Origin of the sequence: Acetobacterium carbinolicum (assembly GCF_047456275.1) — a bacterium.
Lineage (GTDB): Bacteria > Bacillota > Clostridia > Eubacteriales > Eubacteriaceae > Acetobacterium > Acetobacterium carbinolicum.
The window spans coordinates 2,838,663-2,863,429 of the sequence record NZ_CP173357.1; the positions used below are offsets into that span (position 1 = coordinate 2,838,663).

Consider the following 24,767-nt stretch of genomic DNA (forward strand, 5'->3'; position numbering starts at 1 on the left):
CTATTTCACGCCTCGTTTAAAACTTCCCCGGGTGGTGCCTTCGGTTCCAAGCCCTTCCGGAAGACCCCAATGCTTATCATAAATCCCCTGGCTGTAATAGCCGATAAGGGTTCTTAATTTTTCCATGCTTTCGTTGCGGTGGTTAATTCGCCAGGTATCGACGGCTTTGAGTGCCAGGATTTCTTCCCTTAAAAACAAGATATCGCCATTATAAATATGAATCAGACCCTGAGCATCCCTTTCAGCCGGAAAGCCAAACCCCCGTTCATCCACCAATTTCCCGGTCATTTCCTGATGACACAAACCGGTTTTATTCTTTTCTGGACAGGATTTACAACCAAACAAACATTTTTTACTGACCATCAGCTCCTGAACACCGTATACCGGTAACACCGTTTGGATAGCTGAATTTATTGTCATTTCGACAAGCTCTGCTTCATTTAATTCCGGCGATAACACACCACCACCAACGCCCCACTCGTTTAACGCCCGGGTTGCCAGGGTATTAAAGAGGTTAAATGATTGATCCGCCTCTAAATAAAGATTTTCATTATTTAGCAGATGAAGGGCTTCATAGTTACCGATTAAGAAGCCATCCGGTTTCATCGCTGCGCCTAATAATCGGGATAATAATCGCCGGGTCTGTTGGGTCAGATCATCATCCATAATCTTAGGCGTTTTAAGTAACACCTCAACACCTAAATCTTTAAGGAGCGCTATTTTATCAGTCACCGCTTCACCAAATAAGGGCAGCACGACTTGATCCAATCCCAGTCCATCCAATCGCTGTAAAAACAGGCTATCCGGCATTTTTTCAAATGCCAGTGAAACCCGTTTTGGGGCGTTATCTTGTTCAGAACGCTGTTGCTCTAGTCGTTCCGACTTGCCTTTTAATTCCTGTTCCAGCGGAACTATGGTGATTGATTGATCTAAATTGCCGATCTTTTTGTCATTTGTTTGCGCGTCTGCCAACACCTCCGCCAATTTAAGTAATACTTCTTTCCGCAGCGTATTTAACTGGCTGCGGGATAGAAAAATCCGATCATCCAACGCCATGGAAATGGTACCCAGTTCGTAGCCGGTGCCACCAATTCGGGAAATCTGCTCCCGGACCATCGCCTCATCAATGGGATTTTTCAGCGGTACTTCGGGACAGAAAGCGGCTGTATAAGTGACCGAATACTCCTGGGTAACAGCTACTATTTCAGCCGGTTTACCAAGCTTGAGAAGCAGTTTGAAGTTCACTGTAGCACCGGGTTGCTCAAGCGATTGAGAGCCCTGTTGTTTAAGGTTATCCATTAAGTTTTTATCGAAGTTTTTATAAATCGGTGTTCCCGGTGAAGCTGCGTACCGACTGGGAATGGCTACGGTTTCGCCACCGTGACCTTTTTCCAGTCGCCGACCTTCCGGGGTAAAAAGCGCATCCACTTTGGCACCGCTTTTTCCGTCCTCGCCAAAGGATAAGCCATCTCCGACATAAAGCTCAGCTTGCTCATAAAGGCGAATCCCCAAGGGCTGATAGGCACTTTTTTTATTCTGGTTTTTTGCTGTTTTAGGTAAATTGACAATCTGACCAATTAAAACGCCCCGATTCTTACCCACCTGAGCATTTAAAAGTGCCGCTTCATTAAAAAGATGTCCGCGGGTGAAATCCCGGTTAAACACCTGCATTACCGCCTGATCATCGATTGTTTTTTCACCCGTCTCACCAGCAGCGATATCAATGGCTTCGCGATAGGCTCGGGTAATCCCATAGACGTATTCCGGCGTTTTCATCCGGCCTTCTATTTTTAGCGAATCCACTTCTGAAGCGATGATTGTCTCCAGGTCATCTAAGGTGTTTAAGTCCTTGGGACTGAGAAGATAGCCTTCCTGGATCAGGCGATTGCCTTCATCAAAAAGTTTATAAACTTTCCGGCAGGGCTGGGCACAGAGACCCCGGTTACCACTGCGACCGCCGATCATGCTGCTCATTAGGCATTGACCAGAATAAGCATAACACAAGGCTCCATGGGAGAATATCTTTAATTCCACTTCGACTTTTTTCTTGATTTCAGCTACCTGAGTTAAAGGCATTTCCCGGGGCAGAACCACTCGCGAAAATCCTTGTTCCTGAAAAAACAACACCCCTTCCAGCCCATAAACGGAAGCCTGGGTACTGGTCTGGAGCTTGAATTCCGGAAAATAGTGGCGGATCAAATAAATAAGTCCGATATCCTGAACAATCAGGCCATCCAGATTAAGGTCTTTTAGAAAATTAAGGGTGTTAACCAATTCACTCATTTCATTATTTTTAATTAATATATTCAAGGTGATATAGACTTTCACCTGATGCTTCTGACAAAGGGCAACCGCTTCCGTTATTTCTTCGTCTGTCATATTTTTGGCGTTGCGACGGGCATTAAAGGATTTGCCACCAAAATAGACTGCATCCGCACCACCATTGATGGCCGCAATGACCGCTTCTCTTGTTCCGGCAGGTGCCAGCAGTTCTGGTTTTTTATTCATTTTTACCTCATGTTCCTGTTAATTAATGTTTTACGTAACTTCTATGCAATTGATTATTATAACATAAGTATTTAAAATAAAGAAGTTCTGAAAAGTGATTAAGAATTTCAATCACTGTTCAGAACTTCAAACTAACTGGTTATTTTATTCCCAGCATCTCCCTTTATCAAGGACATCGGGACCCGTTTTAACAGCACCAAAGATTTTTATCTGAATTTATAGCATTGCCTGAAAACAAAGCTTATGATTTAATTGAGGTAGTTGCTGCTGAAAGCGTGAGTTGCTGATACGAAGGCTGACAAAACCGTTGATATCCAAAAATCAGTAAGCCCAGCAAGAGGACAAAGCTAATAACATAACTGGTGTAAACCACCCCCAGATCATTAAACTGCGGCAGCAACAGGGCGCACCATAAAATCCGAACCAGGCAGTAGGCAATCAATGAGGCAATCATCGGATAGCCTGTTTTTTTGAAACCGCGAATCGCTCCGATTAACACTTGATTGATAGCATAGAAAAAATATAAGGGAAAAATCGTAACGACAGCCTGCTTTCCATTGCGAATGACCTCAGGATCATTGGTGAACCAATTCAATAAGGAGTTGGAAAATTTCATCAATAGTAAAGATCCAACCAGTGTAAAGGCCCCCGCCGCGAGGATACTAATACCAATGCCACGCCGAATCCGTTGCGGTTTTTTTGCCCCAAGATTCTGACCAACAAAGCCCGTAACCGCCATCCCGAAAGAAAAGGCGGGAAAATATAAAAACCCTTCAATCCGGGCAAAGACACTCATTCCAGCAATGGCAGCAGCACCGAAACCATTGATGTAAGTTTGAATAACCAACGATGACAGGCTCATAAAGATTGCTTGCAACCCCGAAGGGGTACCAATCCGCATCATTTCAGGAATCAACGACAACTTAACGGCATCTTTGCTAAAGGATGGACGATACTCAAAAGGCAGGCATTGTAGCTTATTAATCATCAGCAGGGCCAGCAGCCATTGGGCAATCAGAGTAGCAAGGGCTGCACCGATAATACCCATCTGGCCGAAAAAGATGAATATAATATCCAGTAAAACATTGATTAAAGTGGTAATTCCCAACAAAATCAAGGCCGAACGAGTATTGCCTAACGAGCGGAGAATCGCCATGCCAATCTGGTAAATTAATTGCGGAATCAACCCAAAACAACAGACTTCTAAATACATTTTTGCTCCAGTAAAAATAGGTTCCGGCGTTTTTAGAACTTCAAGGTAAAAAGGAATGACCTCACGCCCTAGAAGCGTCAGCAGGCTTCCTGCCACCCCCCCGATAACAAGTGCTGTGGTAATGCTTTGTTTCAGTGCTGCGTACTGACGACTTCCAAAAAGATTAGCCGTTAAAACACTGATGCCAGTGGACAGGCCAATAAAAAAATTGAGCGCAACAGACAAAAAAAGTCCTGCAATACCTACTGCCGCTAATGCTTCACCGCCAGCGTATTGACCAATTAACATACCATCAACAAGGCTGAACACCTGTTGGAGAATCTGCGTTAGTAATAGCGGTAGTGTAAAGATAAAAAGAACTTTGGGAATCTAGCCACGTGTAAGATTCTGTATTGTTTTTCCGGATTGAAAAGATTGCATAAAAAAACCTCCATAGTTATGATATCATAGTGGTTTTTTTTTTAGATATTACCAATAATTTATGACATTGTGATAAGGATTTCTTATACCAGTTCAGATTTCTTAGTGTTTTCCCGCTGCAGCACGTGGCGGACAAAATCCAGAAATGAATCAGCCAAATCGGGAAGGCTCTCACCTTCCCGACTAATGATCCCAAAGGTAACCTTTTTTTCAAAGCCATGGATCTTAATCCGTTCAAAATCATATTGCCGATAAACATCCTTCAGCCAGTAGCTACCGAGATTGGCCAAATCGCTTTGTTTTAGCAACTGGATCATCGCATGGTCACTGTTGGTAACCACAGCACGGTTGATATTAAATCCGCACTGACTTTTAGGTGCCAGGCTTTCGAGCAGATCTTCCAGCGTAAAATAATCATCCCGAAGCTGTACATACTTCAAGGTTTTAAGGATATCTGGAGCAACTACTGATTGTCCATAAAGGGGGTGATTCCTGCCGACGTATAGCACCATATCGGTTAAGAGCAGCGACTCAAAAACAAGCCGTTTTTGTTTTAACAAATGCTGCAGTGCCCGGCTTTTGTTGTCGGCTACAAAAATAAAACCAAGATCTGCCGCTTTGTCTGAAACCAGGGCGATCATTCTCTCAATTCCACATTGAGTGTAGTCGATACAAAAATCACTTGCCCGATTAAGGGTATAGAAACGGGCCAGCAATACAGCCATATTACTGCTGGGATTAGTGGCGATTTTTAACTGCAATTGGTTCCCTGAATGCGCGGCCGCTGTAATCAGGGCCGCATTCTTTAAGAGATTAGCGCTATAATCGTAGATCCGTTTTCCGGCATCAGTTAGTTCCACCCCCTTTGATTTGCGGTGAAAAAGCTGAACCCCCAGTTCATTTTCTAAGGCACGAATGACCATACTGACATGAGGTTGGGTGGTATAGAGCACTTCTGCTGCCTTTGTCAGCGACTGAAGTTCCGCACAGGTCTGAAAATATGTCAATTGTTTGATTTCCATGGGCATTCACCTTTATTCTCGTCTATTTACTTAACGGGTGCTAGCAATTGTATTAAATGACACCGATTAAAGCCGTTTAATAACCACCCCATTTCACGATCTTGTCAAGATGGATCATCTGGGTTATCTACTTCAATCTTTTTATTATACCGTAAATGCAACACCACCTCAATAAAAACACCCGGGAATCTTAAAGAACTATTATCAGCCACCATTAATCTACCCGTTCGCCGGGAAAAACTGGCCCACTATTTGTCGGCGGATCGCAGTAGCTATCTCCCGGGAATTAATACGAATGGAAAAGGATGGATTAATTCAGGTGACGCGTAATCAAATTGCACTGCTTTACATGCTTTCCCCACCTAATTAACCTAATAAAGTCTTTTAGCTTGGTATTAATTCGCCAAGCGATTAATGCGCTGGTAAAATTACATTACTTCATCAATATGTTTATTCCTCTTGAAAAATCAGGGTAAAAAAAGTATGATAAAAATATAAAATGTTCAGATATGATTCAGATTAATCAATAAATTTAATTGCAAACTGTATAAGTTGAATTAGAACAGGTTACAAATTGAACGGGTTAGAAATTAAACCGTGTGCTGCCGGCGAGCGAGGGTCTGACCCCTTAGTCGCCATGTGACCTCTCTAGACCATGTTTTATGCAACTTATTTTGAAGGAGAAAGGAAGTTTTATCAATGAGAATTTCAATCCTGACCCTAGGCACCCGTGGTGATGTCGAGCCCTTTATCGCATTAGCAGAAAAAGCCCTGGAAAAAGGGCATCAAGCTGTCATCTGTACCGGAAAAACATTTAAACCCTTTATTGAAAAAGCCGGAATCGAATTTAAAGAAGCTGCCAGTGATCTGATGGCAATGCTGGAAACCGAGGAAGGACAAATGGTTTTTGCACATGCCGCGACTCATCCACTTCGCACCAAAAAATATTTGGACGAGGTGATTAACCCAGCCTTTCGACAAACCCTTGATCAGTTCTACGAAGCAACCCAGGGGGCGGATGTGATCCTCTATCATCCCAAAGTCTTTGGTGCCCCGGATATTGCCGAGGCTCTTAACATTCCCTGTATCAGTGTCCCTCCGGTTCCGATTACCTTTCCGATTGATGAATTTCCCAACCTGGCCATCTCTGCTACCAGAAATTTCGGCAAGCATTTCAACCGCTGGAGCTATTCGGTAATGGCTCAGGCCGAGCGATCAAGTATTAATGAGGTGAATGACTTTAGGGAAAAAACCCTTCATCTTCCCAAACGCAAAAGCGGACGCTATACCTTTTCCCTTAATGGTCAAGACATCCCGATTATTTATCCGATTAGCAAGGCCTTGTTTCCGGAAGTAACAAGCTGGGAGGGTCGGGTGCTGACACCGGGATTTTTTTATCGTCATTCACAAAAAGAGCAACTTGATTCTAGAATCGCAGCCTTTTTAAGTGCCGGACCAGCCCCCATTATCATCTCGTTTAGTAGTATGCCCTTAAAATCTCCAACCCAGTTTAAACACAGTCTCCAGGAAGCCCTTTTATCCACCCATTCACGGGGCATCCTTTTAACTGGCAACAGCGGCTTGCATTTTGATGAAGATGCGGATCTGCTAACGATCGATGCAGCACCGCATTTATTGCTGTTTCCCCATGGCAAAGGAATCGTCCATCATGGCGGCGTGGGAACCATGGCGGCCGCCATCAAAAGCGGAAAACCGCAGCTCATTATCCCCTTTTCGGTGGATCAACCCTTCTGGGCCAACCGACTCTATCAACAGGGGTATGCTTTAAAACCGCTAAAGGAAGCCCAGATCACAACACGCGTGCTGATCCAACGCTTCATCCAGTTTGAAGAAGAAGCCATCCAATCAAAGACGCATGCACTAAAAAACATTATCGATGGGGAAAATGGAACCGAAACTGCACTTGCCTTTATTGAGAACCATTGCCAAAACAATATTTAAAGGGCCGTCTATCAATCAACTTACATTTTCACCCATTTAAAAAGCAGCTCAGGTTATCATAACCCGAGCTGCTTAAATGATTCATCGCATGATTTATATTTCTTTATTCAACATGATAATCCTCATAACCCTTTTTAACTTTTTTAATTTGAGTAAAGGTTCGTTTCATACCAATCGATTGAATTACCAAAAATAGGCCAAAGATGCCAAAAGCAATCCCAACAATCATGACAATAATTGTCGCCGGGCCCATCGGATTAATAAAAGCATAGATGCCAAAGCCAATCAAAGCCACGCCCATAACAATTTTCACCATTCTACCCACTGATCCGGAATTTGCCGAAATAATCAGTAGAAAGATGCCCGTAATAATCGCCCAAATGCCGACGATGATAATAAAAAATGCTACAATTACATTGGGAGCCAGTAAAAAAATTGCACTGATGATTAAATCAAAGATACCTCTTCCCAGACTAAAACCCGTGTTGGCACCATATTTTTGACGGGTCATCAACGCCGTAACAATATAAATAACGGCCATGATGCCGCGATATACACCAAAAACAAAAACCAGTAGCGTAATGGCATGATTGCTAAAAAAAATAGCAAATATGGCCAGCGCAATAAAACAAAGCCCATCCAGTAGCATCAGCCACCACTTGCCATAAGACCGTTCCAGGATATCAATCCCCAGGGATTTCGCTTCACTTTGATTCATAGGATAACCTCCGTTTTTTTTGCTGTTCTTATTCTTGTTCCAGTGCTGCAACAACGCGATCAAAAACCTGTCCAGACCGCAATTTAACCGGGTTACAGCCAGCGACCTCATCACGATGGTGTTTTTTTATATAGTCGCAATCCAAACTGCCGAATTCTTTTTCAAATTCTTCAACCAGAAGTTTTGCCGCTCTGGTCATTTTGGCCTGATCCGATGGTCTCTCATCTGTATACATGGCACTTAAAGCAGCTAATGAACCCGAAAAAGCGCCACATGTTCTTTCTGAATAGAATCCGGCGCCAAAGCCCTGAAGCATCCGAAAACTTTCTTCGGGAAGGTTTATTTCGTACTTGTCATTGGCTCCCCGAAGGAGAACCTCGGCACAATTCATGTGATAAAGGGGCTGTTCTTCTACCGGTTTTTCTTTTCCGAACGCATTATAAATTTCGACATATTTCTCCATTTTTCCTCCAGCTAATTTAATTTTTGAAACAATAAGGGGCACATCAAGAGCAAATTATCGTTTATACTTCTAATTCTACTTAATAAGATATACCCATTATTGATTTCAATACGCATACGATGCATAAAATTCCAGGTTTCTTTTTTCCGAATTCAGTTATTTAGCGATTGCTTTTTAATTTTTCAACCATGTCCAGCCGTTCCCAGGGCAAATCCAGATCGGTTCGTCCGAAATGGCCATAGGCCGCTGTTTGTTTGTAAATAGGGGCTCTCAAACCTAGGTTTTTAATAATCGCGGCTGGTCTTAAATCAAAATTTTCCTGAATCAGCGTAACGATTTTATCATCATCAATTTTGCCAGTCCCAAAAGTATCCACGTAAATTGACACCGGTGTCGCCACACCGATGGCATAAGCCAACTCAACCTCACATTTATCTGCCAGACCGGCAGCAACAATATTTTTTGCCACATGTCGGGCTGCATAGGCACCGGACCGATCCACCTTTGTGGGATCTTTTCCAGAAAATGCCCCACCACCATGACGGCCATAACCGCCGTAGGTATCAACAATAATTTTTCGGCCGGTTAATCCACAATCACCCTGTGGTCCGCCGATGACAAACCGCCCGGTGGGATTAACAAAATACTTCGTATCGGCGTCCAGTAAGGCCGGATCAATCACGACCTTAATTACTTTTTCAATCATGTCCTTCTCAATGGTTTCTGAAGAAACATCGGTACTATGCTGAGTAGAAATAACCACAGCATCAATCCGTGTTGGCACCCCATCATTGTATTCCACCGTTACCTGGGTTTTTCCATCCGGACGTAAATAGTTTACGATTTTTTCTTTGCGGATATCGGTGAGTCGTTTGGCCAGTTGATGGGCTAGTGATATTGGCAATGGCATAAGTTCCGGGGTTTCATTGCAGGCAAAGCCAAACATCATCCCCTGATCACCGGCACCAGCAGCCAGATCAGCTTCTCTTGATTCACCTTTTCTTGATTCCAGTCCTTCATCCACACCCATAGCAATATCGGTTGATTGCTCATCAATGGCTGTAACGACTGAACAGGTATCACAATCAAAACCATATTTTGCCCGATCATAGCCAATTTCACGAACAGTTGCTCGGACAATTTTAGGAATATCCACGTAGCAGGACGTCGTAATCTCGCCGGCAACCAGTACCAAACCAGTTGTTACCAGTGTTTCACAGGCCACCCGAGCCATCGGATCCTGTGCGAAAATGGCATCCAGAACGGCATCGGAAATTTGATCAGAAATCTTATCGGGATGGCCCTCTGTCACCGATTCTGAGGTAAATAATTTTTTCATTTTGCTCTCCTTTTTTAATGTAATGTCCATTTACCTGATCGCTTTTATGATAATCACGAACGTTGATAATGAAAAAGCCTCGTCTAACGACGAGGCTAATGTTCACATTAAATCCCATCATTGCGAAAATATCGCAGGTATTGGCACCATACATACGCTGGTTGCCGGGTTTCATCGGGCCTGTCCCTCCACCTCTCTGGATAGGTAAATATTCAATTACTTTTTTTTATCATACACATCATTATTTTTTTTGTCAAGTACTTTATTTCCGACAAAAGTTTTCCGCTCGTTTTATCGTTTGATTCAAAGCTCTTTGTTTTAAACGATAAGAGGTGTTTAACTATAAGACGGTACAACCGCCATCCGTTATCACCACATCATCTTCAATCCGAATGCCGATGCCGAGCTTTTCCAGATATAAACCCGGTTCCACCGTCATTACCATTCCCGGTGCCAAAATTAAATCGCCCTCCGGTCGCAAATCATGGGTATCCAAACCCAACGGATGACCAATCCCGTGATAATAAAATTCTGTGATATCATTATTTTCGGGAACAAAACCGGCACGACAGCATTTCTCCAGAAACAGTTCCTTCGTCAGTTGCTGTAAATCTTTCATCACTGCACCCGGTTTGTAGGCGACAAACAGTTCCTTTTGAACGGCTTCCACAATTTCATAAAGCTTTTCCTGCTGCCTAGACATTTCTCCACTGACCGGAAAGGTCCGACTTACATCGCCGCAATAACCATCCACTCTGGCGCCCAGATCAAAGAGAACCAAATCCCCTGATTTTAACTGACAGTGATTGGACACATAATGCAAAACGGTGGCGTTTTGTCCTGATGCGACAATGGTTTCAAAGGCCAATCCCTCAGTTCCTTCTTTTTTTACATAATATTCAAAGAAAGCAGCCAGCTCATATTCGTAGGTACCGGATTTAATAAATGCCTTCATTTCTTCGATGCCTTTTTTTGTAACCGCATTGGCTTTCGCGATGGCACACATTTCTTCCGCGCTCTTAATCAGTCGCAAGCCCGCTAAAATGGGATGAAGATCCTTTAACTCGGATTGTTTTAAGATCTTTTTAAGCCCCTCATCGGTGGTTTTAAAACTCTGATGTTTAGGCGTTTTAAAATCAAAATAGACGGTTTGAACCGCTGCTGCACGGGCAATCTCCTTAGGTAAATCTTTAACATAATAAACTTCATCAATGCCTGAAACCGCTTTTGCTGCATCGCGATTGATCTTCTTACCCACCCATTTTTCTTTTAATGGATCGGCCGACTCAATAAAGAGTTGATAAGCGCAGTCATTATGATGGTTTTTTATTATCACAAGGACCACCTCCGGCGCTCTTATACCGGTTAGATAATAAAAATTATTGTTAGCAAAAAAGGGATAACTGGCATCCGCCGTCATCTCTATTTCCCGGCCTGAAAATAAAATGGTAAGACTGTTGTTCGCCAGCCTGTCTGCCAGTTTCTTTCTGTTTTGTTGATAAAAATGCTGTGATAGTGCCATCACTTCTCCTACTATTTAAAATAACGACAGGCCGGCTGCCACCAATGCGGTAACAATCATACCTGCCGTTGCTGAACCCAGAACTACCGAAATCATACTGTGCTTAAAATCCAGCCCGATCAGTGAAGCAGCCAGACACCCGGTCCAAACTCCTGTTCCCGGCAAAGGAATCGCCACAAAGATAAATAAGCCCCAAAACTCATACTTCGTCAATTTATCCGATTTTTTCATTCCTTTGGCAATAATCCAATTCGCCATCTTCCCGAAAACCTTGGTTCCCGACATCCATTTCAGGATGGCTGGAATAAACAATAAGATAAACGGTGCCGGAATAATACTCCCCAGCACACCTAATAAATAGGCTTGCAGGTAGGGCATATCATAAGCTAAAATTGCCAGAGGAATGGCACCTCTTAGTTCAACAATGGGAATGGCAGATATGACAATGATTTCCAGCCAATCCGGTAAAAATGCCAAAAAACTAATAATTGCCTGTTTCATTTAAACAAATCTCCTTTTAATCTCTTCTGTTAAGTGTTAGAATGACTATAGAAAGCCATTAAGACTATATTGTACCTTTTATGAAAGACTTTGACAAGTGCTGAAACGTGACGCTTTACTTTAGCATCAAAATGAAAACAGGAGTACACCATGAAAAAAATTCTTGGTCCCCTTCGCCGGGGTATTGAAAAATATCAGATGATCAAACCCGGAGACCGCATTGCGATTGGTCTGTCCGGAGGAAAAGACAGCACGGCACTACTTTATGCCATGAAACGCTTTCAATACTTTTCGCCAGTCCCCTTTGAACTGGAAGGGATTACCCTGGATATGGGCTTTGACGGCATGGATCTGACCCCATTAGTGGATTTATGTGCCCGACTAAAGGTTCCCTACACCATCAAAAAAACCACTATCGGCCCGATCATATTTGAAGAACGACAGGAAAAAAATCCCTGTTCACTGTGTGCCCGCATGAAACGTGGTGCTCTTCATGATCTGGCCATCGAGCAAGGCTGCCGAACTGTCGCCCTGGGCCATCATGCCGATGACGCCATCGAGACTTTTTTTCTCAGCCTGTTTTACGAAGGCCGGATCAACACCTTTTCACCGGTGACTTATCTGGATCGAAAAGACATCACCCTGATCCGTCCCTTAATTTTTGTTAAGGAACGAGATATTATCGGAGACCCGGAAATGAAAGATCTGCCGGTAATCCAAAGCACCTGTCCCGCCAATGGCTACACCAAACGGGAAGACATCAAACAGATGATTAAAAACCTCCGCAAAACCATCCCGGATCTGGATGACCGGGTTTTGGGAGCTATCCAAAACAAGGAACAATTGAATCTGTGGTTTTAAACTGGTTTAAAACGATCGATAAAACGTCACGCAGTACCAACAATTGTTACATCATGTTGTTTGCATCGGTTCGGCAGTCTACAGGAACTTAAAGAAATTTTAATGATTTTTTATTATAGTAAGCTAAGAAAGCAGGTATGAAAATGAATGAGAAAATACTCGTTGTCGATGACGAAGCATCGATTGTTGATTTAATAAAACTGGAACTGGAATTTGAAGGTTATCAGGTGGAAACCGCCAGCGATGGTATAGAAGCTGTCGAAAAAGCATTAGCGGTCCGTCCGGATCTTATCGTGCTGGATATTATGCTACCAAAGAAAAACGGTTATGATGTTTGTCGGGAGCTGTCTCCCCAATTGGGCGTTCCAATTATTCTTTTAACCGCCAAAACCGATATCATTGACAAAGTCTTAGGGTTGGAACTGGGCGCTGACGATTATCTGACCAAACCCTTTGATAACCGCGAACTGCTCGCCCGAATCAAAGCGCATCTCAGACGTTCAACAATTACCATTGAACCTCAAAAACAGGAATCGCTGTTAAAAAATGGTGACTTAAGCATTTATGCTGATGAACGAATGGTCTTGTTAGAAGGAAACGAGATCCATCTCACTCCCAAAGAATTTGAATTGCTCTTTTTGCTGGCCTCCAATTTGGAGCAGGTTTTCCCCCGCGATACACTACTTGAAAAAATCTGGGGATATGATTATTACGGCGACACCCGAACAGTTGATATGCACGTTCAGCGCATCCGACGAAAAATTGACACCCAGGGCAATAAATACATCCAAACTGTTTTTGGAATTGGATATAAAATGAGGAAACTTTAATGCAACTAAGCTATCGGGTTCGAATGATCTTATACAATATCCTACTTTTTGCTTTTGCATTCTTAATTGTTGTATTTTGTGTTTTTCAAGGAACCTCCTACTATTATATTAACCAAACAAAAGACACCTTGCAAAAAACAGCCCAGGACTCCACCTTACTGATCAGTCAGGAATTAAAAAATGTTCAGAGTCCGGATTCCCTTAAAAACCGATTTTTTACCAATAGTCTGTATCTTTCAAAAAGCATCGCCGAAAGCAAAAATCACCGTGTCGTGCTTTTTGATGACATGGGAAATCGCATTGCCGATTCGCTTGAAGAAACAACCCTTACCAATACACTAAAAACAGAGGTTGATCTTGCCGTGGCTGAAAATGCATCAGTTTTTACCTTAAAGTCCATTAATGATGCCCATATGGCGTATTTTGCGTCTCCGATTATAATTGATAATACCGTGGTCGGTTACATTGGTTTCATCGATTCAATGCACGAAATGGACAATTTTTTACGTATTGCCGGGATCCTTTTCGGGATTGGTGGCGTAATTGGTCTGATGGTTATGATTTTTGTAACCATGACCTTTTCCAAGCACTTTTTTCAGCCCATCAAAGATTTGACTAAAATATCGAATGAAATCAATCACGGTAATTATAATTTAACGATTTATTATAAACACACCGATGAAATCGGGGATCTGACCCATGCCTTTAACGGCATGGTTACCAATATCAACAGTGTTATCCTGCAACTGGAATCAGAACGAAAACGGCTGGCCGGGGTTCTGGCTTCCATCGATGATGGGCTTTTGGCGATTGATAAAAACGGTAATATTATCACTTCAAACAGTTATATAAAAACTTATTTTAATGTGAGCAACCCCAAAACGATTTATGATTTTCAGTATCAATCTTTTTTGCGGGATATTTTTGACAGCCTTAAAAACGGCAAAGACCATATATCTGAAGAAATTGACTGCAACAACCGAAATCTGCTGTTGATTGGCAGTCCCATCCGGGAAAAGGGTTTTGAAGAAAACTATATGATCATCATCCGTAATATGACCGCTGCTCGCCATATTCAGGAAGAACAGCGGAAATTTATCAGCAGTGTTTCTCACGAATTGCGTACCCCTCTAACCACCATCATTGGATATACCGACATGCTCACCCGCCGACAGGTCGCCGATCCGGAAATTCTTAACCGCTCGCTGAACACCATCAATCGGGAGGGGCATCGACTGCTGCGACTCGTTGATAACCTTTTAAACGTCAACAAGTTTGATAAAGCTGAGTTTGATTTTAAGAAAACGAACCTAAATATTGTTTTGCTTCTTTCCGAGGTGGTTGAACAAATGCAGATTAAGGCCAGTCAATCCGATATCGAAATTAATTATGTATCTGAAGACCTTCCTGAAATCCTGGGGGATTATGACCGACTCCAACAAGTCTTTATCAATATCATCCATAATGCCATCAAATATTCAAACCGTGGTGAAATTATTGATGTCATTTCAGCTATTGAGGATAATCACATCGTCGTATCGATCCGCGATTATGGACCGGGGATTTCAGAAATTGAACAAAAACGGATCTTCAATGCTTTTTATCGGGTTGAAGAAGATCGTTCTCGGGGTTATGATGAAGGCGGCTCCGGCCTGGGCCTTTATATTGTAAAACAGATTGTCGAAAAACATGATGGAAAAATTGACATTGTCAGTCAAGTGGGCGAAGGGACCAATATTATTGTGACACTTCCCATTTTGTCCGTCTTAATTTATGGAGGTGAAACCGATGAAAAAAGCAAAAAATAGAGTCCTTGTCTTTTGTTTTGTTTTATTGAGTTTGTTTATCACCAGTGGTTGCCAGAACCTCTTCATTCCTGTAAATGTACCGGTTGTTTTACGAAATAACCCAACCTCAAATGACCCTTTGCCACAGCAAGTGAGCATTCAATCTTATACTATGATCGCCCCCGGAATCGTACAGGATATTACCAATAGCGGAAATAATCTGATCCTTTTTACTTTTGGGACCTTCTATAATATTGACACCTATACTATTGAAACGATGCAGTTGTCCTCATTTGTCAATTCTGACAAAAGACCATTGAGCGCCTTTTATGATACCTTTGACACAGGTATTTACTATGCCGAAAAATTAGTCGATCCCTTAACGGGCAGCATCGACACTCAGATTGTCTGGTCGGACGTCAACAAAAACACGACCCGGATCATTTCCCTGCCGGAAGAAAATGTTATCCAGCGCTTTGGTATTGGCGATTCCGGCCAGGTGGTCTATGCCAATAACACAAGTCAGATTGTAAAAGCCGACAGTGAAGGAAATCGACAGATTTATAAGCTTCTTAACAACTATAATATCCTGGCCGTTGACTATATCAATAAAGAAAAGGTCGTCGTGTTTATGGCAACCGACCCCCAGAATGAAGAACGAACGAATCTATACTATGCAAAATTAGATGATGCTTCTTCTGAATTGTCTTCCACCCTAATTGCTGATAATGTGAGCAGTTTTGATATTAACGACTTAAACAATCAAGTGGTCTTTGTTAAAAACGGCGGCGACTCTCAAACGATCCGTACCTGGGATACCAACGCGACAAACTCAAGCAGTATCGCAGACGGTAGTTTTGGATCAGTCCGCTTTACACCAAACGGTGAGCGCATTGTCTTTACTCAGACAACACCAAATTCTGATGCTCAATCCAAATCGATCTGGATCATGGATACAAGTGGTAAAAATCCGCTCCAGCTCACGGCACCACTTAGCGTAAATTCAGAGATTATTTGTCACCCTTACAAATCCATGCTTTTTTTCTCAGTCGAAAAAAGCTCAAACAGTATTAACTCAACCGATGATCATACACTATCCCAAACCTATCAACTCACCTATAAAATTGACTGAATCCAAAAAGCGATTGATATCATATGATACCAATCGCTTTTTATTAAGTATTTACTTAAATTAATTCTACTTCGTTTGAACCCGGCCCTGATAAACAACCCCACGGATGGGATCAACTGAAATAAGTTTCCCATGTTCAAGGATTTCCAACGCTTTAACAACATTGACAATAACCGGAATATCATAATGAAGTCCGGCAATGGCTCCTTCCGAACTGAGTCCACCTTCTTCCGTAATAATTGCCGATGCCAACAGTAAGATCTGACTAAGCTCTGGTGTCAGGGTTTTCACCACTAAAATATCACCTTCCTGAAAGTCATCCAGATTATCAGAAGTAATGAGTTTAGCAAGGCCAGTCACTGAGTTTTTCCCAATGCCGACCCCATTAATGATGGCATTTCCGACGGTATGCACCTTAATCATATTGGTATTTCCCTGAACACCTAAGGGCACACCTGCAGCAACGATGGCGAGATCTCCAAATTGCACATAGCCCTGCTCCATTGCTTTTTTTACCGCATCCATAATCATACTGTCAGTGTCCTTAAATTCCGGCGTGTAAATACAATTGACTCCCCAAACCAGGGCCAGACGACGAATCGTTGTCACCTTATCAGTAACCGCCAGAATCCCGCAATCAGGACGGTATTTGGAGATCATCCGGGCCGTATGACCTGAGGATGTGGCTGCGATAATGGTCTGTGCATCGAGTTGTTCAGAAATCTGACACGCCCCTTCGCTAACTGCATTCGTAATGCTCAGTTCCCCATGATCCGGTTTTTTACGACGGGCGTACTCTTCCGAATCTTCGCTTTTTACGACAATATTAAACATCGTTTTTACCGACTCTATCGGATAAGATCCCGCTGCTGTTTCACCCGATAACATCACGGCATCTGTTCCATCAAACACGGCGTTAGCCACATCACCGACCTCAGCTCGGGTCGGTCTGGGATTTCGCATCATCGAATCGAGCATTTGAGTTGCGGTAATAACGGGTTTCCCGACAAGGTTGCATTTTCGAATAATGCTCTTTTGAACCAGTGGTACATCTTCTGCCGGTATTTCTACCCCCAGATCCCCTCTGGCAACCATAATTCCATCGGAAACATTAAGAATTCGGTCGATATTCTCGACACCTTCCTGATTTTCAATTTTAGAAATAATGTCAATCAAATCTCCGCCATTGCGTTCTAAAACCTTTCTGATCTCTAATACATCATGGGGTTTTCTCACAAACGATGCCGCCACATAATCGACTCTTTGCTGGATTCCAAAAATAATATCACCGCGATCTTTTTCTGTTAAAGCAGGTAATTCAATGCTCATACCTGGTAGGTTGATACTTTTTTTGCTGCCCAGCGTTCCACCATTTAAAATCGTGCAGACCATTTCATTATTAAAAACATCTTCCACTTCCAATTGAATTAATCCATCATCGATGAGAATCCGACATCCCGGCGATACTTCATTGGGAAGATTTTCATGGGAAATACTGAAACGTTTTTCGTCACCCTGGATAATTTCGGTGGTTAGTGTTACCTTTTCTCCGGCAACCAGTTCTACCTGTCCGGCGCTCAGTTCTCCAGTTCTGATTTCGGGTCCCTTGGTATCCAACATAATCGCAACGGGAATCCCCAGCTCTTTACGTACTTCTTTGATCCGCTTAATTCTGGCCGCATGTTCTTCATGACTACCGTGCGAAAAATTGAGTCGTGCCACATTCATCCCATTGAGAATAAGTTCTTTTAATATTTCCTTTGTATCTGCTGCTGGTCCTAATGTGCAGACAATCTTAGTTTTTTTCATTTTCTACCTCTTTTCTAATTTAATCTCTCTCTATAAAATAACAAACATAAAAATCTTACTGATCAGCACCATCGTTATTGTTTATAACGCTGGTATAACCCGATTTACACGATGTTTGTTTTTATGAATCGCTCAAATGGATAATACCGAAGCCATATCATAAATATCCTGTCGGAAAATCTTTGGCATCGCCAGAGCTTCTTCGATCGGAATACCCAGATACGAGCCACATCGCTGGGCCATCACTGTTCCCGTTTCTTTCTTTATAATACTTAATACCGCATTATAACCCATAAAACTGGCCAAGTTCCGATCCATATTCGACGGTGATCCCCCTCTTTGAATGTAGCCCAAATTTGTCCCCTTCGTTGTTACCTGGGTTTTTTCTTCAATCTTGACACAGTAATCCCGGTAATTACCACAGCCTTCTGCTAACATGACAATACTATGAAGTTTCCCCCGATCTTTCCCCTGCAGCAGTCGCAAACAAATCGCATCCAGGTCGGTTTCAACCTCCGGCAAAATTAAGGCCTCTGCACCTCCGGATAATCCCGAGTAAAGGGCGATATCGCCGCATTTTCGGCCCATCACCTGGACCACATTAATGCGATTATGGGAGTAGGTGGTATCTCTGATTTTGCTGATCGCATCCAGGGCTGTTGTTACGGCCGTATCAAAGCCGATGGTATAATCGGTAAATCCCAGATCATTATCAATGGTACCGGGAATACCCACCACGCTGACCCCTAATTTCTGGAGTGCCAGGGCACCATTCATGCTGCCATCACCACCGATAATAATCAGATGGTCAATGCCATATTCTTCCAGCACTTTGGCACCTTGCTTAACTCCCGCCTCGGTTGCAAAAAACTCACTTCTGGAGGTCCTGAGGATTGTTCCCCCCCGCTGTAGAATATCCGCTACCGAATAAACACTAAACGGTGTAATGTCGCCTTCCAGCAAACCTGCAAAGCCCCGATTAATCCCATAGACCTCAACCTTATTAAAGATTGCTGTTCGCACAACGGCCCGGATTGCTGCATTCATGCCGGGGGCATCGCCTCCGCTAGTTAAAACTCCAATTCTCATTTTTATTTTACCTCCACATTTTTTATTCCTAAAATTTGTCCTAATTCAGTGATCAGGGTTTCTTCAAGGGTAACCCATAAGTCTTTATTGGCCCCAAAATGCTTATCTTCGTTTTTTAAGTATAACACCACCGGCACCGATCCCGGATACTTAATTAGAATCGATTTTACCGATTTTATCAAGGCTTTTTCTGTTAAATCCCCTAAACTCAAAACCAGCTTTTGGCGCTTTTGGACTCCGTCGTTGTTCTCATATGGCGCTTTGTTTTCGGTTACAGCCAGGTTTTGTTTGTTCTTAGGCGGTTCTCCGATGGGATAGATCTGAGCTGCAATCACCGAGGTTCGAGCTTCTTCATTGTAATTGATTCGCCCCTTGATCACCAATGGCTGATCTTGTTTTAAATAACGACGATACTCATCATAGGTTTTCGGAAAAACAACCACTTCGATGCGCCCATAAAGATCTTCAAGGGTTAGAAACGCCATCATCTGGCCTTTCTTTGTCATCATCGTTTTGCTCTCCACAATTAAACCACCAATACTGACTTGCTGTCCGTCCCGAATACCAGCATCTTTTAAATCCTGATAGCTGTCAACACTGCTGGAAAACAAGGTGACGGTTTTTTTTAAGATATCTTCATATTTTTCCAGTGGATGACCGGTAACGTAAAGACCTAAAACCTCTTTTTCCAATGCTAACCGTTCTTCTTTGGAAAACGGCTCTTTTTGAGGGAAATGATCCTCCTTCAGCGTTGTCAGTTCCTGTGATCCACCCAGTCCGGCCATATCCAAAAGGGACATCTGTCCGGAAATGCGATCTTTCTTTTCTCGCTGAACCTGATCGACAATCAGTTCAGCAATGGCCAGCATTTGCGCCCGGCTGTTGCCGATGCCATCAAATGCCCCGCCCTTAATAAGACTTTCGATGCTGCGCCTGTTTAAGGATTTCAGGTCCACCCGCTCACAGAAATCCCGTAGATTCAAGAAATTGCCCTTGGCTTTGCGTGCTTCAATAATAGCGGCAATGGCATTTTTACCGAGCCCCTTAACGGCTCCCAAACCAAAGCAAATCGAATTACTAGAAACACTAAACTTCTCGTAGCTTTCATTAATACTGGGTGGTAATACATGAATACCCATTTTTCGGCAATCTTCTATATATTTCGCCACTTTTTTCTCATCATCCATAATACTCGACATTAAAGCCGCCATAAACTCGGTGGGATAGTAACACTTCAACCAGGCGGTTTGATAGGCGACAACGGCATATGCCGCCGCATGGGATTTATTAAAAGCGTATTTTGCGAAATCTTTCATTTCTTCAAAGATTTTTTTTGCCGCCGCTTCTGATACCCCCCGGCGGATGGCACCGTCAACTAGAACTTTTCCGGTTTGATCGACTTCACCATGGATAAAAACCAGACCCTCGGCCTCCATCACGCTAATCTTTTTCTTGGACATGGCCCGTCTGACCAGGTCACTTCGTCCCATTGAAAAACCAGCCACATCGCGAAATATCTGCATCACCTGTTCCTGATAAACCATACACCCATAAGTGACGTTGAGGATATTCTCAAGAATGGGATGATCATAGGTAACCAGAGAGGGGTTTTTCTTGTTTTCAATATAGCGTGGAATCTGATCCATCGGCCCAGGCCGATAAAGTGAGATCCCAGCGATAATATCTTCAAAACTACCCGGTTGGAGTTCCTTGATAAATTGCTGCATGCCCCGGCTCTCCAATTGAAAAACACCCAGGGTGTCGCCTTTTGAGAGCATTTCATAAACCTTGACGTCATCCATTTCCAGACTGTCCAGATCCAGACGACGACCAGTGCTATGTTCAATATGCTCCAGGGCATCGCGGATCACCGTTAAGGTTCGCAGGCCCAGAAAATCCATTTTGAGCAGGCCCAGATCTTCCAATAAACCCATCGGAAACTGAGTTGTGATTACATCATTGTTTCGATAAAGCGGGATATATTCAACCAGTGGTAAATCTGAAATGACCACCCCGGCGGCATGCGTCGAGGCATGCCGGGATAAACCTTCAATGGACTGAGCGGTCTTAACCAGCTTGGCAATATCGGCATCTGAATCTTCCATTTTTTTAAGTTCAGGATTTTCTTTTAAGGCTTGTTCAATGGTGATATTGACCCCTGGATGAATGGGTATTTCCTTGGCCACCCGATCGACCAGGCTGTAAGGCATATCGAGTGCCCGGCCAACATCCCGAAGCGCACCCCGTGCCGCCATGGTTCCAAAGGTGATAATCTGAGCCACCCGGTCTTCGCCATACTTGTTCACCACATAATCGATAACTTCCTGACGCCGTTCGTAACAAAAATCCACATCAATATCTGGCATTGTTACCCGCTCCGGATTTAAAAAACGTTCAAACAGCAACTGATACTTAATCGGATCGATGGTGGTGATTTCCAAACTATAGGCAACCAGGCTGCCGGCAGCACTTCCCCGTCCGGGCCCAACCATGATCTGATTGTCTTTAGCATATTTGATAAAATCCCAAACGATGAGAAAATAATCATCAAAGCCCATCGTGTGAATGGTTTCCAATTCATATGCCAGACGATCTTGTAATTCTTTGGTCAGCGTTTGGTATTTTTTTACCAATCCTGCCATACACAGACTTTTTAAATAGTCTCTGGCCCTTTCACCGGGAGGCAATTCAAACTGCGGCAGATGGGTTTTTTCCAGGTCAAAGCTGACCTGACAGCGCCTGGCAATGCGATTGGAATTTTCAATGGCTTCGGGCAGATCAGCAAAGAGCTTACGCATTTCTTCCTGACTCTTTAAATAAAATTCATTGTTGGGAAAACGCATCCGCTTTTCATCCGAAACGGTGGCTGCGGTCTGAATGCATAAAAGAATGTCATGGTTTTCACTGTCTTCCTTGTGGACATAATGGACATCGTTCGTCGCCACCAATGGAATGCTCATTTTTTTTGATAACTGAATCATCCGCTCGTTTATCAACGCTTCTTCCCTGAGACGATGATCCTGAATTTCCAGGAAGAAATGATCTTTACCAAAAATATCCTGATAAACCCGACAACGCTCTTCTGCTCCAGCCAAATCATTGTTTAGGATCAATTGCGGAATCTCACCAGCGATACACGCAGACAAGCAAATAATACCATCGCTGTATTTTCTTAAGCAGTCATGATCCACTCTGGGCTTATAATAAAACCCATCAATAAAACCTTTTGAAACAATCTTCATGAGATTTTTATACCCAAGGTTGCTTTCTGCTAACAAAATGAGATGAGCTCGTTCTTTGTCATAGACGGGATCCTTGTTTTCAAGGCCTCTTGGAGCAACATAAACTTCACAGCCGATAACCGGATGAATTTTTTCCTTTAAACAGGCCTTATAAAAATCAACGGCACCAAAAAGCACCCCATGATCGGTAAGCGCAATACTCTCCATGCCACTTTCCGCCACCGCCTTAACAAGCTCGTTGATCCTGCCAAAACCATCTAATAGACTATATTCGCTATGCACATGAAGATGTGTAAACTGTTTTTCCATCTTTTCTTTCACTTTACTGTTAAAATTTAATTTCATGTTTTTCTAATTATTTCCGATTTCTTTAATTTTTATTATAACATAGATTCTTAAAAATAAATAGACATTTTGTCCCAGGCGGTTGAAATTGATCCCAGCAGCCGCGGCCTATCTATTTTCTACATTATATACTATTTTGCACTGATTATTCATTTTCATTTTAAATGATTTATTTCAACCGTTTTTTTTATTTGTTATTTATTTAACATTATTTTTTACTGGTAATCCTTTACATTATTTCAGAGTTATGTTAATATATGTTTGTAAACAATTTTACCTTTGCTTACGAAAAGATTCACTAATTTCATATATTGGCAGGAGTTATGGAGGGCCGTACTTTCGTTTTTACATTAAGAGAATATGTAAATCTGTTAGTATGTGCTTTTTTTGTTTGGTTTTATTGTTTTTTCTATGATTTTATTATGTTTTTTAAACATAATCAAATAAATAATCAAATAAATAGGGGGTTATACTTATGAAGAAGTATATCTTATCACTGGATGCAGGAACTACAAGTTCAAGAGCGATTTTATTTAACCATGACAGCGAAATCGTCAGTGTTGCGCAAAAAGAATTTACCCAAATCTATCCAAAAGCCGGTTGGGTTGAACATGACGCCATGGAAATTTGGGCTACCCAAAGTGGTGTTGTCACTGAAGCTTTATCAAAAATTGGCGCTACCGCTGAAGATATTGCTGCTATTGGTATCACAAACCAACGTGAAACAACTGTCGTTTGGGACAGAAAAACTGGCGAACCTATTTATAATGCCATTGTTTGGCAGTGCCGTCGTACCGCATCTTTCTGTGATGAATTAAAAGCCCGTGGATTGGAAGACTATGTTCGTGAAAACACCGGTCTTGTAATCGATGCTTACTTCTCTGGAACAAAAATTAATTGGATTTTAAATAACGTTCCTGGTGCACGTGAAAGAGCTGAAAAAGGCGAACTGGCTTTCGGAACCATTGATACCTGGTTAATCTGGAAATTAACTGATGGCAAGGTACATGTAACCGATTATTCAAATGCTTCCCGCACGATGGCATTTAATATTAAAACCCTTAAATGGGATGAAAAAATGTTAAAAGAACTGGATATCCCAGCTTCTATGTTACCAGAAGTTCGACCATCTTCAGATGTTTACGGAACAACTTCTCTTTACGGAACAGAAATTCCCATTGCCGGTGCTGCTGGTGACCAACAAGCTGCTCTCTTCGGACAAGCTTGCTTCGAACCTGGTATGGCTAAAAATACTTATGGAACCGGTTGCTTTATGCTGATGAACACTGGTGATAAACCCGTTAAATCGAACAGTGGTTTGATTACGACCATTGGCTGGGGCTTAGATGGCGAAGTTGATTATGCCTTAGAAGGTTCAATCTTCGTTGCCGGTGCTGCGATCCAATGGCTAAGAGACGAAGTTCGACTGGTTGATTCTTCACCTGATAGCGAATACTATTGTAATAAAGTTGCTGACACCAATGGTGTTTATATGGTTCCTGCTTTTGTTGGACTGGGTGCTCCGCATTGGGATATGTATGCTCGTGGTGCTATCTTAGGATTAACTCGTGGTGCCAACAAAGCTCATTTAATCCGTGCTACTGTTGAATCCCTCGCTTATCAGACAAAAGATGTTCTGGATGCGATGGAAAAAGACTCAAACATCAAATTGGCGGCATTAAAAGTTGATGGCGGCGCTTGCGCTAACGATTTCTTGATGCAATTCCAAGCTGATATTTTAGGCGTTCCTGTTGATCGTCCTTCAATCGTTGAAACCACTGCTATGGGTGCTGCTTACCTGGCTGGTTTGGCTGTTAAATTCTGGGATGGTAAAGCGGATGTAACTGCTGCCTGGAAACTGGACCGTTCATTTAAGCCTGCCATGGATGCTGATGTTCGTGCTAAATTATATGCTGGCTGGTTAAAAGCTGTTGAAACTGCTAAAGGCTGGGAAGACGCCGAATAATCTAACTACATTAACAATTCATTAATCAATAAATTGTT

General features: G+C 42.6%; 17 protein-coding genes and 1 riboswitch. Of the genes, 6 read left to right on the plus strand and 11 right to left on the minus strand.

From position 1 onward, the window contains the following. The 3 genes from ACIZ62_RS13235 to ACIZ62_RS13245 all read right to left on the minus strand — a co-directional run bounded on the left by ACIZ62_RS13235 (position 1) and on the right by ACIZ62_RS13245 (position 5,163). Positions 1-2,508: a DUF3656 domain-containing U32 family peptidase gene (locus tag ACIZ62_RS13235; RefSeq protein WP_414150353.1), complete on the minus strand. Its 2,508-nt coding sequence runs from the start codon at positions 2,506-2,508 to the stop codon at positions 1-3. A gap of 241 nt (positions 2,509-2,749) precedes the next feature. Then, positions 2,750-4,090 carry an MATE family efflux transporter gene (locus ACIZ62_RS13240; RefSeq protein ID WP_414151860.1) on the minus strand — a complete coding sequence of 447 codons (1,341 nt, stop codon included), beginning with the start codon at positions 4,088-4,090 and terminating at the stop codon, positions 2,750-2,752. Between the two features lie 134 nt (positions 4,091-4,224). Beyond that, positions 4,225-5,163: a LysR family transcriptional regulator gene (locus ACIZ62_RS13245; RefSeq protein ID WP_414150354.1), complete on the minus strand. Its 939-nt coding sequence runs from the start codon at positions 5,161-5,163 to the stop codon at positions 4,225-4,227. Positions 5,164-5,862: 699 nt separating this feature from the next. Between ACIZ62_RS13245 and ACIZ62_RS13250 the strand changes: the two genes are divergently transcribed. Next, positions 5,863-7,125 (plus strand): glycosyltransferase, encoded by a 1,263-nt coding sequence (locus tag ACIZ62_RS13250; RefSeq protein ID WP_414150355.1) that lies wholly within the window; start codon positions 5,863-5,865, stop codon positions 7,123-7,125. A gap of 103 nt (positions 7,126-7,228) precedes the next feature. Here ACIZ62_RS13250 and ACIZ62_RS13255 read toward each other — a convergent pair whose 3' ends face one another. The 5 genes from ACIZ62_RS13255 to ACIZ62_RS13275 form a co-directional block, all read right to left on the minus strand. Further along, positions 7,229-7,843 (minus strand): HdeD family acid-resistance protein, encoded by a 615-nt coding sequence (locus ACIZ62_RS13255; protein ID WP_414150356.1) that lies wholly within the window; start codon positions 7,841-7,843, stop codon positions 7,229-7,231. Between the two features lie 28 nt (positions 7,844-7,871). Next, positions 7,872-8,306 carry a C-GCAxxG-C-C family protein gene (locus ACIZ62_RS13260; protein WP_111889387.1) on the minus strand — a complete coding sequence of 145 codons (435 nt, stop codon included), beginning with the start codon at positions 8,304-8,306 and terminating at the stop codon, positions 7,872-7,874. A gap of 160 nt (positions 8,307-8,466) precedes the next feature. Beyond that, positions 8,467-9,645 (minus strand): methionine adenosyltransferase, encoded by a 1,179-nt coding sequence (metK, locus tag ACIZ62_RS13265; RefSeq protein ID WP_111889386.1) that lies wholly within the window; start codon positions 9,643-9,645, stop codon positions 8,467-8,469. A gap of 111 nt (positions 9,646-9,756) precedes the next feature. Beyond that, positions 9,757-9,852: riboswitch (SAM riboswitch) on the minus strand. 133 nt (positions 9,853-9,985) lie between these two features. Further along, the gene (locus ACIZ62_RS13270; protein WP_414150357.1) at positions 9,986-11,167 is read right to left on the minus strand and encodes an aminopeptidase P N-terminal domain-containing protein; all 1,182 of its coding nucleotides are present in this window, start codon (positions 11,165-11,167) and stop codon (positions 9,986-9,988) included. A gap of 15 nt (positions 11,168-11,182) precedes the next feature. Beyond that, positions 11,183-11,668, minus strand: coding sequence for a small multi-drug export protein (locus ACIZ62_RS13275; protein WP_322519832.1), 486 nt, complete (start codon positions 11,666-11,668; stop codon positions 11,183-11,185). 150 nt (positions 11,669-11,818) lie between these two features. Here ACIZ62_RS13275 and ACIZ62_RS13280 point away from each other — a divergent pair, with 150 nt between their 5' ends. The 4 genes from ACIZ62_RS13280 to ACIZ62_RS13295 all read left to right on the plus strand — a co-directional run bounded on the left by ACIZ62_RS13280 (position 11,819) and on the right by ACIZ62_RS13295 (position 16,278). Further along, complete coding sequence (locus ACIZ62_RS13280; RefSeq protein WP_111889383.1) at positions 11,819-12,529, plus strand: tRNA 2-thiocytidine biosynthesis TtcA family protein; 711 nt, start codon at positions 11,819-11,821, stop codon at positions 12,527-12,529. A 143-nt stretch (positions 12,530-12,672) separates the two neighbouring features. Further along, positions 12,673-13,359 carry a response regulator transcription factor gene (locus tag ACIZ62_RS13285; protein WP_111889811.1) on the plus strand — a complete coding sequence of 229 codons (687 nt, stop codon included), beginning with the start codon at positions 12,673-12,675 and terminating at the stop codon, positions 13,357-13,359. Then, a complete protein-coding gene (locus tag ACIZ62_RS13290; RefSeq protein WP_111889382.1) occupies positions 13,359-15,167 on the plus strand; it encodes an ATP-binding protein in 1,809 nt (602 codons plus the stop codon). The genes ACIZ62_RS13285 and ACIZ62_RS13290 overlap by 1 nt, the downstream gene beginning before the upstream one ends. Further along, positions 15,148-16,278, plus strand: coding sequence for a hypothetical protein (locus tag ACIZ62_RS13295; RefSeq protein ID WP_111889381.1), 1,131 nt, complete (start codon positions 15,148-15,150; stop codon positions 16,276-16,278). Before ACIZ62_RS13290 ends, ACIZ62_RS13295 begins: the two co-directional genes overlap by 20 nt. Before the next feature lie 66 nt (positions 16,279-16,344). Here ACIZ62_RS13295 and pyk read toward each other — a convergent pair whose 3' ends face one another. The 3 genes from pyk to ACIZ62_RS13310 all read right to left on the minus strand — a co-directional run bounded on the left by pyk (position 16,345) and on the right by ACIZ62_RS13310 (position 22,727). Then, positions 16,345-18,087, minus strand: coding sequence for a pyruvate kinase (pyk, locus tag ACIZ62_RS13300; RefSeq protein ID WP_414150358.1), 1,743 nt, complete (start codon positions 18,085-18,087; stop codon positions 16,345-16,347). 132 nt (positions 18,088-18,219) lie between these two features. Next, entirely contained in the window at positions 18,220-19,176 is a 957-nt protein-coding gene (locus tag ACIZ62_RS13305) for an ATP-dependent 6-phosphofructokinase (protein WP_322519829.1), read from the minus strand. Between the two features lie 2 nt (positions 19,177-19,178). After that, a complete protein-coding gene (locus ACIZ62_RS13310; RefSeq protein ID WP_414150359.1) occupies positions 19,179-22,727 on the minus strand; it encodes a DNA polymerase III subunit alpha in 3,549 nt (1,182 codons plus the stop codon). Between the two features lie 511 nt (positions 22,728-23,238). Between ACIZ62_RS13310 and glpK the strand changes: the two genes are divergently transcribed. Continuing rightward, positions 23,239-24,729 (plus strand): glycerol kinase GlpK, encoded by a 1,491-nt coding sequence (glpK, locus tag ACIZ62_RS13315; RefSeq protein WP_111889378.1) that lies wholly within the window; start codon positions 23,239-23,241, stop codon positions 24,727-24,729. Positions 24,730-24,767: the final 38 nt, after the last annotated feature.

Bases quoted from the DNA above. Each gene is read 5' to 3' on its own strand.
- ACIZ62_RS13235 (WP_414150353.1), bottom strand. From the start codon at position 2,508: ATGAATAAAAAACCAGAACTGCTGGCACCTGCCGGAACAAGAGAAGCG.
- ACIZ62_RS13245 (WP_414150354.1), bottom strand. From the start codon at position 5,163: ATGGAAATCAAACAATTGACATATTTTCAGACCTGTGCGGAACTTCAG.
- ACIZ62_RS13250 (WP_414150355.1), top strand. From the start codon at position 5,863: ATGAGAATTTCAATCCTGACCCTAGGCACCCGTGGTGATGTCGAGCCC.
- ACIZ62_RS13255 (WP_414150356.1), bottom strand. From the start codon at position 7,843: ATGAATCAAAGTGAAGCGAAATCCCTGGGGATTGATATCCTGGAACGG.
- ACIZ62_RS13260 (WP_111889387.1), bottom strand. From the start codon at position 8,306: ATGGAGAAATATGTCGAAATTTATAATGCGTTCGGAAAAGAAAAACCG.
- metK (WP_111889386.1), bottom strand. From the start codon at position 9,645: ATGAAAAAATTATTTACCTCAGAATCGGTGACAGAGGGCCATCCCGAT.
- ACIZ62_RS13270 (WP_414150357.1), bottom strand. From the start codon at position 11,167: ATGGCACTATCACAGCATTTTTATCAACAAAACAGAAAGAAACTGGCA.
- ACIZ62_RS13275 (WP_322519832.1), bottom strand. From the start codon at position 11,668: ATGAAACAGGCAATTATTAGTTTTTTGGCATTTTTACCGGATTGGCTG.
- ACIZ62_RS13280 (WP_111889383.1), top strand. From the start codon at position 11,819: ATGAAAAAAATTCTTGGTCCCCTTCGCCGGGGTATTGAAAAATATCAG.
- ACIZ62_RS13285 (WP_111889811.1), top strand. From the start codon at position 12,673: ATGAATGAGAAAATACTCGTTGTCGATGACGAAGCATCGATTGTTGAT.
- ACIZ62_RS13290 (WP_111889382.1), top strand. From the start codon at position 13,359: ATGCAACTAAGCTATCGGGTTCGAATGATCTTATACAATATCCTACTT.
- ACIZ62_RS13295 (WP_111889381.1), top strand. From the start codon at position 15,148: ATGAAAAAAGCAAAAAATAGAGTCCTTGTCTTTTGTTTTGTTTTATTG.
- pyk (WP_414150358.1), bottom strand. From the start codon at position 18,087: ATGAAAAAAACTAAGATTGTCTGCACATTAGGACCAGCAGCAGATACA.
- ACIZ62_RS13305 (WP_322519829.1), bottom strand. From the start codon at position 19,176: ATGAGAATTGGAGTTTTAACTAGCGGAGGCGATGCCCCCGGCATGAAT.
- ACIZ62_RS13310 (WP_414150359.1), bottom strand. From the start codon at position 22,727: ATGGAAAAACAGTTTACACATCTTCATGTGCATAGCGAATATAGTCTA.
- glpK (WP_111889378.1), top strand. From the start codon at position 23,239: ATGAAGAAGTATATCTTATCACTGGATGCAGGAACTACAAGTTCAAGA.